Below are 15,818 nucleotides of genomic sequence, written 5' to 3'. Positions count from 1 at the left end.
ATCGGGGGCGACCGGCGCGAGCCGGTCGCCCTTTTCGTTGGCTCGGTCAGCGTCCGCGGTAGGGCGGCACGCCCGGGTCCGGCAGCCACGCGTTCTTCGGCAAGTCGCCCGTCTGCCAGAAGACGTCGATCGGGATTCCGCCGCGGGGATACCAGAACCCGCCGATTCGCAGGTAGCGCGGTTCAAGCAGGTCGCGGAGCCGCTTGCCGATCGCCACCGTGCAATCCTCGTGGAATGCTCCGTGGTTGCGGAACGCCCCCAGGTAGAGCTTCAGCGACTTCGACTCCACCAGCCAGTCACCGGGCACGTAGTCGATCACCAGGATCGCGAAATCTGGCTGCCCGGTGACCGGGCAGATCGAGGTGAATTCCGGCGCGGTGAACCGGGCGACGTAGTCGGTGTCCGCGTGCGGGTTCGGGACCCGGTCGAGCCGCGCCTCCTCGGGCGAGGTGGGAAGGGGCGTCGGCTGGCCGAGCTGGAGATCGTCGGGAGAGGTCATGGCCGGCCATATAGAGCCTGCCGGCGCCGCGCGCATCCGCCTGATCCGCGACGCTTTCCCGGCAGGACCTGGCTGTGCGCCGTCCGTCCCGGCGCTTGCCGCCGGCCGCGGCTTGACGGATAAGCCGCCGCGATGCGCCGCACCCCTAATTTGGGCGCGGTCGCCGACCCGCGGCCCCCGCGAGAGGACGTTCCATGACCGCGATCACCAATATCAGCGCCCGCGAGATCCTCGACAGCCGCGGCAACCCCACGGTCGAGGTCGACGTCATCCTGGAGGACGGCTCCTTCGGCCGCGCCGCGGTGCCGTCGGGGGCCTCCACGGGCGCCCACGAGGCGGTGGAGCTGCGCGACGGCGACAAGAATCGCTTCCTCGGCAAGGGCGTGCTGAAGGCGGTCGAGGCGGCCCAGACCGAGATCCTCGACGCGATCGGCGGCATGGAGGCCGAGGACCAGGTCGCGGTCGACGAGGCAATGATCGAGCTCGACGGCACGCCCAACAAGGCCCGCCTCGGCGCCAACGCGATCCTCGGCGTGTCGCTGGCGGTGGCCAAGGCCGCGGCCGAGGCCTCGGGCCTGCCGCTCTACCGCTACGTCGGCGGCGTGCAGGGTCGGGTCCTGCCGGTGCCGATGATGAACATCATCAACGGCGGCGCGCACGCCGACAACCCGATCGACTTCCAGGAATTCATGATCATGCCGGTGGGCGCCGATTCGCTCGCCGAGGCCGTGCGCATGGGCTCCGAGGTGTTCCACACCCTCAAGGGCAAGCTGAAGAAGGCCGGTCACAACACCAACGTCGGCGACGAGGGCGGTTTCGCCCCGAACCTGCCGTCCGCCGAGGCCGCCCTCGATTTCGTGATGGACGCGATCAGCGCCGCCGGCTTCAAGCCGGGCCAGGACATGGCGCTGGCCCTCGACTGCGCCGCCACCGAGTTCTTCAAGGACGGCGCCTACGCGTACGAGGGCGAGGGCAAGACCCGCACCATCGAGGCGCAGGTCGACTACCTCGCGCAGCTCGTCGCCACCTACCCGATCGTCTCGATCGAGGACGGCATGTCGGAGGATGACTGGGCCGGCTGGAAGCTCCTCACCGACAAGATCGGCGACCGCTGCCAGCTCGTGGGCGACGACCTGTTCGTCACCAACGTCGAGCGCCTGTCCCGCGGCATCGCCGAGGAGACGGCCAACTCGATCCTGATCAAGGTCAACCAGATCGGCTCGCTCACCGAGACCCTGGCGGCGGTCGATATGGCCCAGCGCGCCGGCTACACCGCGGTGATGTCGCACCGCTCGGGCGAGACCGAGGACTCGACCATCGCGGATCTCGCGGTTGCGACCAATTGCGGGCAGATCAAGACCGGCTCGCTCGCCCGCTCGGACAGACTGGCCAAGTACAACCAGCTGATCCGCATCGAGGAGGGCCTGGGCCCGCAGGCACTCTACGCCGGCCCGTCGGCGCTCAAGCAGCTCGCCCGCCGCTGATCGGTAAGATCCTGCTGGCCGGCCTGCTCGGTGTCGGGGCGGCCGGCCCGGCCCGCGCGGACCCGCTCTGCGACGGTGCCCGCCCGACGCTCAGCGCGCAGCTGCTGTTCGGCCTGTCGCGGCCGGACGGCGGCCGCGTCTCGGGGGCGGCCTTCGACCGGTTCCTGGCCGAGTGGATCACCCCGCGGTTCCCGGACGGGCTGACCGTGTTCGGCGGCCGGGGCCAGTGGCGCGGGCCGGACGGACGCATCGTCCGCGAGGCCGCCCGCATCGTCCTGATCGTCACCGAACCGACGCCCGAAGCGGTCGCGGCCCTGCGTGAGATCCGGGAGGCCTACCGGCGCCGCTTCGTGCAGGGCGCGGTCGGGCTGGTGCTCCAGCGGAGCTGCGCGCTGTTCTGACGACGTCGGCGCGGCGCCTCCCACCTTATTCCGGGGCGCCGCAGGCGAGCCCGGAAGACGGCGCTCGCCTCAGGTCATCGCCGCACGGGACGACTCCCCCGGCACGGTCCAGACCCGCATCGGCCGCGACAGGCCCCGCAACTCGATCGTCCCGACCGGCTCCAGCCGCCGGGCGCACCGCTCGGCGAAGGAGTCCGACACGAGGAGGTCGTGGCCGAGGGCGGCGCACTGGCTCTCGATCCGGCTCGCCTCGTTGACCGCCCGTCCGATGATCGTGAAGTCGAGGCGCCGCTCGGTCCCGACATTGCCGTACATCACCGTCCCGAAATGCACGACGCCCTCGGCCGGCAGCTCCGGAAGCCCCTCGGCGCGGCGGCGGGCGTTGAGCGCCGCGTTGGCGGCGAGGCCCTCGATCGCGGCGTCGAGGGCGGCCCCGCAGACCGGGCAGGGGAGGGTGTCGGCGTCCGGGACCGGGAAGATCGCCAGGAAGCCGTCGCCGAGGAACTTCAGGATCTCGCCGCCGTGCCGCGCCACCGGATCGCCGAGGGCGTCGAAATGCTCGTTGAGCCACGTGACCATGTCGGCCGGATCCACCCGGTCGGCCAGGGCCGTGAAGCCGCGCAGGTCGGTCAGCAGGATCGCCGCCGGCACGGCCCGCCCCTCGCCCCTCCGGATCTGCCCGTCGAGGATGCGCTCGGCGGTGGATCGGCCGAGATAGGTGGCCGAGACTTCCCGGAACGTGTGGGCGAGGCCCATCTTGGCCATCGCCAGCGTCAGGAACGGCAGGACACCGGCGATCGCCGCGAGGTCCGCCTCGGTGAAGCCGGCGGCGGCGCGGGTGCAGAACGAGACCGCGATGCCCCGCAGCGCGGTTCCGGGGGCGAACTCGGCGATGTGCAGCACGTAGTCGACGCCGCCCTGCGCCCCGAGGGCCTTCAGGACCGGAAAGTCGACGGCCAGCCCGGGCGCGTCGAGGCGCCAGCGGCCGAAGGTCTCGCCCGTCTCCACGAGGGCGTAGACGGGACTCAGGAGCCAGTCGCTCTCCTCGTCGGCGCCGTGGGCGTTGGCGACGTACGACATGCCCTCGCCCGCGTGCCAGTTGAGGCTGACGCCGCGCAGCGTCGGGTCCAGGGCCGGCGCCATGACGCTGACCCGCCAGACCGGCAGGCCGGCCTCGACCAGCGACTCGCAGAAGCCCGAGAGCAGGGTGTCGTGGTCGTCGGTCGCCGTGGCGTGCGCGGCGATCCAGCGTCCCAGATGCGTCAGGTCCATGCCTCAGGCTCGCCCCTGTTCGTCCCGGCCGCGGTCCGGCCCCGTCGCGGTCCTGCCCCGACCGCGGCGCGGTCGAAAAGAACCGTTAACCTTTCCGCGCGAGGGTCGCGCCATGGTCGTGCGCCGCCGAGTCAGAATGGTCGTGTTGCCGCTGGGTCTCTGGACCCTGTCGGCGCTCGTGGTCGGCTATTTCGTGTGGCAGGCCGAGAGTGGCAACCGCGGCCTCGAGGCCAAGAAGGCCCTGAAGATCCGCGCCTACGGCCTCAGCCAGGAACTCGCCGCCGTGAAGGCCGAACGAGCCGTCTGGGAGCACCGGGTGAACCTGCTCAAGAGCGACCAGATCGACCGCGACCTCCTGGAGGAGCGCGCCCGGATCGTCCTGGGCCGGGTCCACGCCAACGACGTGGTCATCATCACGCCCTGACAGGTCCGCGGAGGTCCCGCGATCGTCCCGCGGAAGTCCAGGGGATCGTTTTCCCTAGTCCCGAAAGTCCTCTGACAAGAGCGGCTTCCTGTCAGAGCGGCAGCCCTCGCTTTCCAATCGTCGCTGTCCTACACCCCCACGAAGTCGCGTGGAATCACGGGGAGAGCGCCGATGGACGCCGCCAAGGAGCCTGCCAAGGAGCCCGCAAAGGACGCGTCGTCCGCGCCGGTGCAGGCCGCGAGCCCTCAGGCCGCCGAGGCGCATCGCCCCGCGCCGAACATGCCCCAGTTCACGCGGGACGAGGATCTCCACGCCTATCACGAGATGCTGCTGATCCGGCGCTTCGAGGAGAAGGCCGGCCAGCTCTACGGCATGGGCCTGATCGGCGGCTTCTGCCACCTCTACATCGGCCAGGAGGCCGTGGTGATCGGCATGCAGATGGCCTCGGTCGAGGGCGACCAGGTCATCACCGGCTACCGCGACCACGGCCACATGCTTGCCTGCGGCATGGACCCGAAGGGCGTCATGGCCGAGCTGACCGGCCGCCGCGGCGGCTACAGCCGCGGCAAGGGCGGCTCGATGCACATGTTCAGCCGCGAGAAGCAGTTCTTCGGCGGCCACGGCATCGTCGGCGCGCAGGTCTCGCTCGGCACCGGCCTCGCCTTCGCCGACCATTACCGGGAGAACGGCAAGGTCAGCCTGACCTACATGGGCGACGGCGCCGCCAACCAGGGCCAGGTCTACGAGAGCTTCAACATGGCGGCGCTCTGGAAGCTGCCGGTCGTCTACGTGATCGAGAACAACCGCTACGCGATGGGCACCTCGGTGGCCCGCGCCTCGGCGCAGACGGACTTCTCGAAGCGCGGCCTCTCCTTCGGCATCCCGGGCGAGCAGGTCGACGGCATGGACGTCCGCACGGTGCGCGAGGCCGCGACCCGGGCGATCGAGCACGCCCGGACCGGCCAGGGCCCCTACATCCTGGAGATGCAGACCTACCGCTACCGCGGCCACTCCATGTCCGATCCGGCCAAGTACCGGACCAAGGACGAGGTCTCGAAGATGCGCGATGAGCACGACCCGATCGAGATGGTGCGCAAGCGCCTGCTCGAGCTGCACGCCGTGCCCGAGGCCGAGCTCAAGGCCACCGACGCCAAGGTCCGCGAGGTCGTCAACGCCTCGGCCGAGTTCGCCACGAACGACCCCGAGCCGGATCCGTCCGAGCTGTGGACCGACATCCTGCTCGAAGCGCACGCCTGAGCGCGGACGACAAAGCTGGCCGCCCCCTAACGAAAAGACGACCGCAGAGCTGAGCATGGCGACCGACATCCTGATGCCCGCCCTCTCGCCCACCATGGAGGAGGGCAAGCTCGCCAAGTGGCTGAAGAAGGAGGGCGATCCGATCAAGTCCGGCGACGTGCTGGCCGAGATCGAGACCGACAAGGCCACCATGGAGGTGGAGGCCATCGACGAGGGCATCCTCGCCAAGATCCTGATCGCGGAGGGCACCGAGGGCGTCGCGGTCAACACGCCAATCGCCGTCATCGCCGGCGAGGGCGAGGATCCGGCGAGCGTCCAGTCCGGCAGCGGCGCCAAGCCCAATGGCGCGGGCGGCCATCCGGCCCCGGCGCCCGACATGCAGGCCGAAGGCATGGCCGACAGGCCGGCCCCCGCGGCCAAGACCGGCGACGACGCCCCGAAGGCGCCGGCCGCGCCGGCCGTCATCACCAACAAGGCCCAAGAGCCGGTGATGGAGGAGTTCCCGGCCGACACGCCGATGGTCACCCAGACCGTCCGCGAGGCCCTGCGTGACGCCATGGCCGAGGAGATGCGTCGCGACGGCGACGTCTTCGTCATGGGCGAGGAGGTTGCCGAGTACCAGGGCGCCTACAAGGTCACCCAGAACCTGCTGCAGGAGTTCGGGCCGAAGCGCGTGGTCGACACCCCGATCACAGAGCACGGCTTCGCGGGCATCGGCGTCGGCGCGGCGCTGGCCGGCCTGAAGCCGATCGTCGAGTTCATGACCTTCAACTTCGCCATGCAGGCGATCGATCACATCATCAACTCGGCGGCCAAGACCCTCTACATGTCCGGCGGCCAGCTCGGCTGCCCGATCGTGTTCCGCGGCCCCAACGGCGCCGCCGCCCGCGTCGCCGCCCAGCACAGCCACGACTATTCCGCGTGGTACTCCAACGTGCCGGGTCTCAAGGTGATCGCGCCCTACACGGCCTCCGACGCCAAGGGCCTGCTCAAGGCCGCGATCCGCGACCCGAACCCGGTGATCTTCCTCGAGAACGAGATCCTGTACGGGCAGTCCTTCCCGGTGCCGAAGCTCGACGACTTCGTGCTGCCGATCGGCAAGGCGAAGATCCACCGCACCGGCAGCGACGTGACCATCGTGTCCTTCGCGATCGGCATGACCTACGCCCTCAAGGCCGCGCAGGCGCTGGCCGAGCAGGGCATCGAGGCCGAGGTGATCGACCTGCGCACGATCCGCCCGATGGACAGCGCGACGGTGGTGGAATCGGTCAAGAAGACCGGCCGCTGCATCACCGTGGAGGAGGGCTTCCCGCAATCCGGCATCGGCGCCGAGATCGTGGCCCGCCTGATGGTCGACGCCTTCGACTTCCTGGACGCGCCGGTCCTGCGCATCACCGGCAAGGACGTGCCGATGCCCTACGCCGCCAACCTCGAGAAGCTGGCGCTGCCGACGGTGGCGGAGGTCGTCGAGGCCGCCAAGAGCGTCTGCTACAAGTGACGGGCGCGCGGGCGACGCCGTCGCCCGCCCCGGCCAGATCGAGGAACAGCCGGCGCGCCATGAGCCAGGATCCCAGCACCGACTTCGCCGAACTCGCCATCCCGCCCGACGCCCTGGAGCAGGGCGGCATCGAGGTGCTGCGCGCGGCCGTGGTCGACGGCGCGGTGAGCGTCGCCCTGCGCCGCTCCTTCGACGATCCGGCGACCTGGGGCCGGCTGCTGGCCGACCTCGCCCGTCAGGCCGCCCGCGCCTACGCGCTGGAGACCGACATGTCGGAGGACGAGGCGGTCGAGCGCATCCGCGCCGGTTGGGAGGCCGAGGGGCTCGACCCCGGCGGTCTCAACTGACGATGGCGGCCGACCATGGCTGAGGCGGCCGTCCGGCAGGCGACCTACGCGGATCTGGAGGCGGTCCTCGCGCATCGCGTCGCCGCGAAGGTCGACGGGGCGCCGGACCCGCGTCCGCAACCGCCTTACGACGCCGTCCCTTACCCCCCTCGACGACCTCTTCCCCTTCGACGATCCGGCCGCCCCGGCCTTGCCCGAGACCTGATGCCATGCCGATCAACGTGCTGATGCCCGCGCTCTCCCCGACCATGGAGAAGGGCAACCTCGCCAAGTGGCTGAAGAAGGAGGGCGACCCGATCAAGTCCGGCGACGTGCTGGCCGAGATCGAGACCGACAAGGCCACCATGGAGGTGGAGGCCATCGACGAGGGCGTGCTCGCCAAGATCCTCGTGCCCGAGGGCACGGCGGACGTGCCGGTCAACGATTTGATCGCCATCATCGCCGCCGAGGGCGAGGACCCGTCGAGCGTGCAGGCCGGCGGCGCGCCGAAGGCCGCCTCGAACGGCGAGGCCAAGGCCGAGTCCAAGCCCGAGCCGAAGGCCGACGCCTCTGCGGCCGGCCAGAACACCACGCCCGGCGGCGGCCACATGTCGTACGAGCGGGTGAACGCCGCACCGGAGGGCGCACAGCCGAGCGGCGCTCCGCAGGGTGGCGCGCAGGCCGGCCCGGGCGGCCGCGTCTTCGCCTCGCCGCTGGCCCGGCGGATCGCCAAGCAGGAGGGTGTCGACCTCGGCGCCGTCCAGGGCAGCGGGCCGCACGGCCGCATCATCGCCCGCGACGTCCAGGCCGCGAAGGCCTCCGGCGCCACCAAGGCACCCGCCGCCGCGCAGGCCACCGCCGAGGCGCCGAAGGCGGCTCCGGCCCCGAAGGCCGCCCCCTCGGGCGGCGCGCCGGCCGGGCTCACGACCGATCAGGTCAAGGGCTTCTTCGCCAAGGATGCCTACGAGGAGGTGCCCCTCGACGGCATGCGCAAGACCATCGCCAAGCGCCTCACCGAGGCGATGCAGGTCGCCCCGCACTTCTACCTGACGGTGGATTGCGAGCTCGACGCGCTGATGAAGCTGCGCGAGACGCTGAACGGCTCGGCCGGCAAGGACAAGGACGGCAAGCCCGTCTTCAAGCTCTCGGTGAACGACTTCGTCATCAAGGCGATGGGCCTCGCGCTGACCCGCGTTCCGGCCGCCAACGCGGTCTGGGCCGAGGACCGGATCCTGCGCTTCAAGCACGCCGAGGTCGGCGTCGCGGTGGCGATCGACGGCGGCCTGTTCACGCCGGTGATCCGCCGGGCGGACGAGAAGACACTCTCGACCATCTCCAACGAGATGAAGGATTTCGCGGCCCGCGCCCGCGCCAAGAAGCTGAAGCCCGAGGAGTACCAGGGTGGCGTCACCTCGGTGTCGAACCTCGGCATGTTCGGCATCAAGCACTTCACCGCGGTGATCAACCCGCCGCAATCGAGCATCCTGGCGGTGGGCGCGGGCGAGAAGCGCGTGGTCGTGAAGGACGGGGCGCCGGCCGTGGTTCAGGTCATGACCTGCACCCTGTCGTGCGACCACCGGGTGCTCGACGGGGCGCTCGGCGCGGAACTGGTCTCGGCCTTCAAGGGGCTGATCGAGAACCCGATGGGCATGCTGGTGTGAGGCGCGACTCTGCTATGATCGCCTGAGCGATCAACGGAGAGTCGCGTGTCGGAAGTCACCGATCTGGTTCTGCCAGTCCTACAACGGATGCAGAGCGACATCGCGGAGGTGAAGCGCGATGTCGCAGCGATCAAGACGACCCTGACGGGTCACACCGAAAAACTTGAGGAGTTGGAGATCTACGTCGCCTACGAAACCGGTCTCGGAACACAGGCGAAGGCGGATCTCCAATCGATCAAGAAGACGATCAAGGCCACGGAGCAGCGGCTGAGCGCGCTGGAGACCTCGTCCTGATCGCCGCGTCAACGACGGTGCAGTCGCGCGCGCCACAGCGGAGAGCTGAGACACGATGTCCGACACCTACGACGTCCTCATCATCGGCGCCGGGCCCGGCGGCTACGTCACGGCGATCCGCGCGGCGCAACTCGGCTTCAAGACCGCCGTGGTCGACCGCGAGCATCTCGGCGGCATCTGCCTGAACTGGGGCTGCATCCCCACCAAGGCGCTGCTCCGCTCGGCCGAGATTTTTCATTATTTCCAACATCCTGGCGATTACGGCTTGACCGCGGAGAAGGTCGGGTTCGACACCGCCGCGATCGTGAAGCGGTCCCGCGGCGTCTCGGCCCGCCTCAACGGCGGCGTCGGCATGCTGCTCAAAAAGAACAAGGTCGACGTGATCTGGGGCGAGGCCTCGGTCGACAGCGCCGCGCAGGGCAACCAGCCCGGCAAGGTCACCGTGAAGGAGACCAAGCGCGCCGAGGCGCCGAAGGGCGCCAAGGGCGCCGGCACCTACCAGGCCAAGCACATCATCGTGGCGACCGGCGCGCGTCCGCGCGCGATCCCGGGGATCGAGCCCGACAAGAAGCTGATCTGGACCTACTACGAGGCCATGGTCCCCGAGGCGATGCCCAAGAGCCTGCTGGTGATGGGCTCGGGCGCCATCGGCATCGAGTTCGCCTCGTTCTACCGCACCATGGGCGCCGAGGTGACCGTGGTGGAGCTGCTGCCGCAGATCCTGCCCGTGGAGGATGCCGAGATCGCCGGCCTCGCCCGCAAGCGCTTCGAGAAGCAGGGCATCAAGATCCTCACCGGCGCCAAGGTGACCAAGGTCGAGAAGGGCGCCGATTCTGTCACGGCCACCATCGAGGGCGGCGACGGCAAGACCCAGCAGATCACCGCGGAGAAGCTGATCTCGGCGGTAGGCGTCGTCGGGAACATCGAGAAAATCGGTCTCGAGAAACTCGGGGTGAAGATCGACCGCGGGATCGTGGTGACGGACGGGCTCGGCCGCACCAACGTGCCCGGCCTCTACGCGATCGGCGACGTCGCCGGGCCGCCGATGCTCGCCCACAAGGCCGAGCACGAGGGCGTCATCTGCATCGAGACCATCAAGGGCCTGCACACCCACCCGATGGACAAGGCCAAGATCCCGGGCTGCACCTACTGCCAGCCGCAGATCGCCAGCGTCGGGCTCACCGAGGCGAAGGCCAAGGAGCAGGGCTTCTCGGTGAAGGTCGGCCGGTTCCCCTTCGCGGGCAACGGCAAGGCGATCGCGCTCGGCGAGCCGGACGGCCTAATCAAGACCGTGTTCGACGCCAAGACCGGCCAGCTGCTCGGCGCCCACATGGTCGGGGCCGAGGTGACTGAGCTGATCCAGGGCTACGTGGTGGCGATGAACCTCGAGAGCACCGAGGAGGAGCTGATGCACACGGTGTTCCCGCACCCGACGCTCAGCGAGATGATGCACGAGAGCGTGCTCGACGCCTACGGCAAAGTGATCCACACCTGATCGGAGGCCGACGCGGCGCGCGGGTCGGACAGGGATCCGAGCCGCGCCGCCACCGGCCGGTCAGTGCGGACCGGTCCGCGCCGTGAGCGTCAGGCTCACGGCCTGGAACAGCAGGATCACCAGAACCGTCGCCACGCTGCCGCCGATCGGGATCAGCAGCAGGGCAACGAGCGGATCGAGCCCCCGGACGAGCAGGAGCGTGACGCAGCTGCCGATCACGGAGGCGATGGTCATCCGAAAGATGCAGCATTCGGACGGTTGCATGTGCCCTCCCATCAGGCCCCCGGCGGGAGTGTGAGGACCCGCACCGCAATATGCAACCGGAGATAGTTCCTAACTGAGAATCAATCCCAGATCGTGATTTCGGCGTCTTACGCGACAGCGCCTCAGGAGCACCCGCGATCCACGGGCTCGGCCTGGTCCGGCGACGGCACATAGGCGCACCACTCGCAGATGCCGCGTTCGGCGCCCCGCCGCGCGTTGCGCTGCGAGCAGAGCGGGCAGACGAGCAGGATCAGGCGCGAGCCGGTGCGCAGCGCCAGCCCGCGCCCCCGGAAGGTGACCTCGGTCGCCGCGTCGCCCGAAGCGCGGTCGCGGGCGCTCACGGCGAGGCCCTGCCGCCGTGCGGGCGGCGCACCGGTGCGCGCGTGGTCTCTGTTGCCATGGCGATGCCGCCCCCCAGCGTTCCTGCCAAGTTGTCGCTGGGTATAAGCGGCGGGGCGGCGAATGGCTCCGCTTGCGCATGTGGATCGGCGGGATGCGCGCGGGTCGAAAGGCCCGTATGACGGGCTGCGGCCCGGCCTCGCTCCGGCGCGGCCCCGGGCGGATGGTACCCGGACGACGATGCAGGCAACGATGCAGGCGACCATGCACGACACGCAGCCCGGCGGATCCGGCGCGGCCACCGACGGCCTTCCGACCTTCGCGGACGTGGCCCGCGCCGCCGAGCGGATCGCCGGGGCCGCGCACCGCACCCCGGTGCTGACCTCCCGCACGGCCGACGCGATGACCGGCGGCCGCCTGTTCTTCAAGGCGGAGAACCTGCAGCGGGCCGGCGCCTTCAAGTTCCGCGGCGCCTACAACGCGATCAGCGCGCTGCCGGAGGCGGCCCGCACCCGCGGGGTCATCACTTACTCCTCGGGCAACCACGCCCAGGCGATCGCCCTGGCGAGCCGGCTGCTCGGAGCGCCCGCCACGATCATCATGCCGGGCGACGCCCCCGCGGCGAAGATCGCCGCCACCCGCGGCTACGGCGCCGAGGTGGTCCTGTACGACCGCTACACCCAGGATCGCGAGGCCCTGGGCCGCGAGATCGCCGAGGCCCGCGGCCTGACGCTGATCCCGCCCTTCAACCATCCCGACGTCATCGCCGGGCAGGGGACGCTGGCGCAGGAGCTGATCGAGACGGTCGGTCCCCTCGACGTGCTGGTGGCCTGCCTCGGCGGCGGCGGCCAGCTCGCGGGCTGCGCCCTCGCCGCCGCAGAGCTGTCACCGGGCTGCCGGGTGATCGGCGTCGAGCCGGAGGCGGGCAATGACGGGCAGCGCTCGTTCCGCGAGGGCCGGATCGTCATGATCCCGGTGCCCCGCACCATCGCCGACGGTGCGCAGTCGACGGCCCTGGGCGACCTGACCTTCGCGATCATCCGCGCGCGGGTGTCGGACATCCTCACCGTCACCGACGCGCAGCTCGTCGAGACCATGCGGTTCTTCGCCAGCCGGATGAAGCTCGTGGTCGAGCCGACCGGTTGCCTCGCGGCGGCGGCGGTGCTGAGCGGCCTCGTGGACGTGACGAACAAGCGCGTCGGCGTGGTGATCAGCGGCGGTAACGTCGATCTCGGGACCTTCGCGCGACTGACCGGCGAGACCGCCTGAGGGCGCTCCCGCGCGGCGAATGCCGGGCCGGTGTGACCCCGCCGCGGTGGACCGGCCCCGGGCCAATGCTTATCTTGTACGCGTCAGAATGCGCGTCCCCGGGCCTTGAACCCGGATGGGCGGGAGGGTGACGATGTCCGCTGGTTTCAAGGTTCTCTCGCTGACCGATCGCGCCGCCGATCGGATCAAGGCGATCATGGCGGAGGCCGACCGGCCGATCGCCGGGCTGCGCGTCGGCGTCCGGAACGGCGGTTGCGCCGGGATGTCCTACACGATGGAATATGCCGAGGCGGCCAAGCCCGGAGAGGACGTGGTCGAGGATCGCGGCGTGCGCGTGTTCGTCGATCCGAAGGCGGTGCTGTTCCTGCTCGGCACCGAGATGGACTTCACCACCAACAAGCTGGCCTCGCAGTTCGTGTTCAACAACCCGAACCAGACCTCGGCCTGCGGCTGCGGCGAGTCGGTGGCGATCACGCCGGTCTCGGCTGACCGCCTGCCCGCGCAGGCCTGACCGGTCCGCGCCCGCCGTCCCGGGTGGCGCGTGTCGCCGGACGGCGCCGCGGCCGGGGCCGGCTCTAGGCCACCTGCATCAGCGATTCGGCGGCGTCGTCCAGGAAGCGGTTCCGGCCGGCGCGCTTCGCCGCGAACATGCACAGGTCGGCCCGCTCCATCAGCGAGGCGGGCGTGTCGCCCGGGCGCAGCACCGCCACGCCCAGCGAGATGGTGACCTTGCCGAGCGACTCGCCGGTCGAGCGCTTGACCAGCTCGCGCCCCATGACGCTGGCGCGGACCGTCTCGGCCACCTGCTTGGCCACCGTCCGGTCGACCCCGGGCAGGATGATGCCGAACTCCTCGCCGCCGAACCGGGCGAGCTGCGCCTGCTTGCCGGCGTTCTCGCGCATCACGATCGCCACGAGTCGCAGGACCTGATCGCCCGTGAGGTGACCGTACAGGTCGTTGAAGCGCTTGAAGAAGTCGATGTCGAGGATGATCAGGCTCATGGGCGTGCTGCGCGCCCGGGCCGTCTCCATCGACGCTTTCAGCGTCTCCTCGAAATGCTTGCGGTTGGCGAGCCCCGTCAGGGCGTCGGTCAGGCTCTCGCGCCGGGTCGCCTCGAGCTTCTCGCGCAGGGTCTCGATCTCGCTGCGGGTCTCGCGCATGCGGGCTTCGAGGATCCGGTTGTTGGCGGCGACCTCCCGCGTCGTGGCGGCCAGGGTCGCGACGATCTCGCCGAACCGCGCCCGGCTCGGGACGCCCTGGGAGAGGTCCTGAGCGACCGCGCGCAGCGACTCGCTGTACTGCGCCGTCGAGCCCAGGGAGAGGTCCAGGATCTCGGTGACGGCCGCGATCTCGCTGAGGACGATGCGGCTGACGTCGTCGGTGGTGCTCGCGAGGCGGCGCCCGTCGAGATAGGTCTCGTGCAGATCGTCGATGTCGCCCTCGGTGAGGCAGCCGTTCTGCGTGGTGAGACGCTTCACGGCGTCGGCGAGGAGCGGCAGCTCTCCCGAGACGTAGGCGTACCAGACGGCGTAGGCGCGCGGCGTCGCGGAGGGCCCGTAGTCGCGAATCAGATCGTGGCTGCGCTTCGCCAACGCGAAGCTGCGATCGCGATCCGAATAGGTCTCCTGGCTCATCCGTATCCCGCGGTCCGGGGCGACCGACGCGCCTGCGTCGTTGCCCTGAGCCAATATACGGCTGCCTGGTAGCCGGACAGTTAAGCCGGAACAGACGTCTGTTACTTATCCTTCTTCGCCAAGACTGGTCGAAGCAGGAACGCAGGAACGTGCGAGCCGAGGCCGACGGGCGTGTCTCCGTCCGCGTCGATCCGGCGCCCGCGCTCCTCGCGCGCGGACTCGCCGCCGCGGCCTGACGTGCGGCCCGACGCGCGCGGCTCCGGACGGTTCTCGGGGCGGCTCTCAGAGCGGCTCTCGGGACGATCGTCCGGACGGCTCTCCGCGCGCGCCGCGCCGCGGCTGCCGCGCGACCGGGTCGGACGCTCGCGGACCTCCTCGGTCTCGCTCGCGCTCCGGGCACTCTTCTCTACGACGGCCTTGTCGGCACCCTTGTCGCTGCCGCTCTTGTCGCCGCTCCGTCCACCGCTCTTGGCGGAGCGGCCGCCCCGACGCCCGTCGCCCGCGCGGCCGCGGTGGCGCGTCCCGGTATCGCCGGACCCGTCGGCCACGCTGGTCAGGTCGCCGTCCAGCCAGGGGATCGGCTGGCCGATCAGCGCCTCGATGGCGCCGAGGGAGCGCGAGTCGTCGGGGGCGACCAGCGTGTAGGCCGTGCCGCTGCGGCCGGCGCGGCCGGTGCGGCCGATCCGGTGGACGTAATCCTCCGGGTGATGCGGCACGTCGAAGTTGAAGACGTGGCTGACGGCCGGGATGTCGAGACCGCGCGCCGCCACGTCGCTGGCGACCAGCAGGGCGGTGTCGCCGTTGCGGAACCCGTCGAGGGCCGTCGTGCGGGCGCGCTGGTCCATGTCGCCGTGGAGCGCCGCGGCGTCGAAGCCGTGGCTGACCAGGGACTTCTGCAGCAGCGCGACGTCGCGCTTGCGGTTGCAGAAGATGATCCCGTTCTTCAGCTCGCCCTCGCCGCGGATCAGGGTGCGCAGGCGCTCGCGCTTGGCGTGCCCCTCGGCGCCGGTGGCGACGAGCCGCTGGGTGATCGTGGTCGCCGTGGAGGCGGGCCGGGCCACCTCGACCCGCTGCGGGTTGTGCAGGAACATGTCCGCCAGCCGCTCGATCTCCGGCGGCATGGTCGCCGAGAAGAACAGCGTCTGCCGGGTGAACGGCACCATCTTCACGATGCGCTCGATGTCGGGGATGAACCCCATGTCGAGCATGCGGTCGGCCTCGTCGATGACCAGGAGCTCGACGCCGGTGAGCAGCAGCTTGCCGCGCTCGAAATGGTCGAGCAGGCGGCCGGGCGTCGCGATCAGCACGTCGGTGCCGCGCATCAGCTTGGCGTCCTGATCGGCGAAGGAGACGCCGCCGATGATCAGCGCCACGTTGAGCTTGTGGTTCGTCCCGTAGCGGTCGAAATTCTCGACCACCTGGGCGGCCAGCTCGCGGGTCGGCTCCAGGATCAGCGTGCGCGGCATCCGCGCGCGGGCGCGGCCGTTCTCCAGCAGCGTCAGCATCGGGAGCGTGAAGGCCGCAGTCTTGCCGGTGCCGGTCTGGGCGATCCCGAGGACGTCGCGGCGCGCCAGCACGTGGGGGATGGCCTCGGCCTGGATCGGCGTCGGCTCGGTGTAACCCGCCGCTTCGACGGCGTTCAGGACTTTCTCGCTCAGTCCCAGGTCGGAAAAAGGCATCTGCGTTCAGGAACCGTTGCGC

At 70.3% G+C, this 15,818-nt stretch carries 17 protein-coding genes; 11 read left to right on the top strand and 6 right to left on the bottom strand.

Going from position 1 to position 15,818, the window contains the following annotated elements; genetic code table 11:
- Positions 1-46: 46 nt before the first annotated feature.
- Complete coding sequence (gene queF / locus ACX9MN_RS00895; RefSeq protein ID WP_354455275.1) at positions 47-499, bottom strand: preQ(1) synthase; 453 nt, start codon at positions 497-499, stop codon at positions 47-49.
- A gap of 194 nt (positions 500-693) precedes the next feature.
- Here queF and eno point away from each other — a divergent pair, with 194 nt between their 5' ends.
- Together eno and ACX9MN_RS00885 are read left to right on the top strand one after the other, a co-directional pair.
- Positions 694-1,983: a phosphopyruvate hydratase gene (gene eno, locus ACX9MN_RS00890; protein ID WP_489723525.1), complete on the top strand. Its 1,290-nt coding sequence runs from the start codon at positions 694-696 to the stop codon at positions 1,981-1,983.
- The gene (locus tag ACX9MN_RS00885; protein ID WP_489725198.1) at positions 1,980-2,384 is read left to right on the top strand and encodes a DUF3574 domain-containing protein; all 405 of its coding nucleotides are present in this window, start codon (positions 1,980-1,982) and stop codon (positions 2,382-2,384) included. The genes eno and ACX9MN_RS00885 overlap by 4 nt, the downstream gene beginning before the upstream one ends.
- Before the next feature lie 69 nt (positions 2,385-2,453).
- On the opposite strand, the gene ACX9MN_RS00880 is transcribed toward ACX9MN_RS00885, so the two are convergent.
- Entirely contained in the window at positions 2,454-3,656 is a 1,203-nt protein-coding gene (locus tag ACX9MN_RS00880; protein ID WP_489723524.1) for an adenylate/guanylate cyclase domain-containing protein, read from the bottom strand.
- Positions 3,657-3,768: 112 nt separating this feature from the next.
- On the opposite strand from ACX9MN_RS00880, the gene ACX9MN_RS00875 reads away from it, so the two are divergent.
- The 7 genes from ACX9MN_RS00875 (at position 3,769) to lpdA (ending at position 10,611) form a co-directional block, all read left to right on the top strand.
- Positions 3,769-4,080: an FtsB family cell division protein gene (locus ACX9MN_RS00875; RefSeq protein ID WP_012317989.1), complete on the top strand. Its 312-nt coding sequence runs from the start codon at positions 3,769-3,771 to the stop codon at positions 4,078-4,080.
- 171 nt (positions 4,081-4,251) lie between these two features.
- The gene (gene pdhA / locus ACX9MN_RS00870; RefSeq protein WP_020095317.1) at positions 4,252-5,337 is read left to right on the top strand and encodes a pyruvate dehydrogenase (acetyl-transferring) E1 component subunit alpha; all 1,086 of its coding nucleotides are present in this window, start codon (positions 4,252-4,254) and stop codon (positions 5,335-5,337) included.
- Positions 5,338-5,392: 55 nt separating this feature from the next.
- Complete coding sequence (locus ACX9MN_RS00865; RefSeq protein WP_091928199.1) at positions 5,393-6,835, top strand: pyruvate dehydrogenase complex E1 component subunit beta; 1,443 nt, start codon at positions 5,393-5,395, stop codon at positions 6,833-6,835.
- A 59-nt stretch (positions 6,836-6,894) separates the two neighbouring features.
- A complete protein-coding gene (locus tag ACX9MN_RS00860; protein WP_020095319.1) occupies positions 6,895-7,182 on the top strand; it encodes a DUF5076 domain-containing protein in 288 nt (95 codons plus the stop codon).
- A 209-nt stretch (positions 7,183-7,391) separates the two neighbouring features.
- Complete coding sequence (locus ACX9MN_RS00855; protein ID WP_489723523.1) at positions 7,392-8,822, top strand: pyruvate dehydrogenase complex dihydrolipoamide acetyltransferase; 1,431 nt, start codon at positions 7,392-7,394, stop codon at positions 8,820-8,822.
- A 45-nt stretch (positions 8,823-8,867) separates the two neighbouring features.
- Entirely contained in the window at positions 8,868-9,116 is a 249-nt protein-coding gene (locus tag ACX9MN_RS00850) for a hypothetical protein (protein ID WP_489723522.1), read from the top strand.
- A 55-nt stretch (positions 9,117-9,171) separates the two neighbouring features.
- Positions 9,172-10,611, top strand: coding sequence for a dihydrolipoyl dehydrogenase (lpdA, locus tag ACX9MN_RS00845; protein ID WP_132366798.1), 1,440 nt, complete (start codon positions 9,172-9,174; stop codon positions 10,609-10,611).
- 60 nt (positions 10,612-10,671) lie between these two features.
- On the opposite strand, the gene ACX9MN_RS00840 is transcribed toward lpdA, so the two are convergent.
- Complete coding sequence (locus tag ACX9MN_RS00840) at positions 10,672-10,845, bottom strand: hypothetical protein (protein ID WP_489723521.1); 174 nt, start codon at positions 10,843-10,845, stop codon at positions 10,672-10,674.
- A gap of 152 nt (positions 10,846-10,997) precedes the next feature.
- Entirely contained in the window at positions 10,998-11,216 is a 219-nt protein-coding gene (locus ACX9MN_RS00835; protein ID WP_020095325.1) for a hypothetical protein, read from the bottom strand.
- A 250-nt stretch (positions 11,217-11,466) separates the two neighbouring features.
- On the opposite strand from ACX9MN_RS00835, the gene ACX9MN_RS00830 reads away from it, so the two are divergent.
- Both ACX9MN_RS00830 and ACX9MN_RS00825 read left to right on the top strand, forming a co-directional pair.
- Positions 11,467-12,483, top strand: a complete 1,017-nt coding sequence (locus ACX9MN_RS00830) for a threo-3-hydroxy-L-aspartate ammonia-lyase (RefSeq protein ID WP_489725197.1) — start codon at positions 11,467-11,469, stop codon at positions 12,481-12,483.
- Between the two features lie 133 nt (positions 12,484-12,616).
- The gene (locus tag ACX9MN_RS00825; RefSeq protein WP_012317999.1) at positions 12,617-12,994 is read left to right on the top strand and encodes a HesB/IscA family protein; all 378 of its coding nucleotides are present in this window, start codon (positions 12,617-12,619) and stop codon (positions 12,992-12,994) included.
- Positions 12,995-13,058: 64 nt separating this feature from the next.
- On the opposite strand, the gene ACX9MN_RS00820 is transcribed toward ACX9MN_RS00825, so the two are convergent.
- Entirely contained in the window at positions 13,059-14,117 is a 1,059-nt protein-coding gene (locus ACX9MN_RS00820) for a GGDEF domain-containing protein (RefSeq protein ID WP_020095327.1), read from the bottom strand.
- Between the two features lie 101 nt (positions 14,118-14,218).
- Positions 14,219-15,796 carry a DEAD/DEAH box helicase gene (locus tag ACX9MN_RS00815; RefSeq protein WP_489723520.1) on the bottom strand — a complete coding sequence of 526 codons (1,578 nt, stop codon included), beginning with the start codon at positions 15,794-15,796 and terminating at the stop codon, positions 14,219-14,221.
- Positions 15,797-15,818: the final 22 nt, after the last annotated feature.

The sequence above is a fragment of the Methylobacterium sp. 1A genome (assembly GCF_058072805.1).
This window is presented reverse-complemented; position numbering and strand designations above follow the sequence as displayed.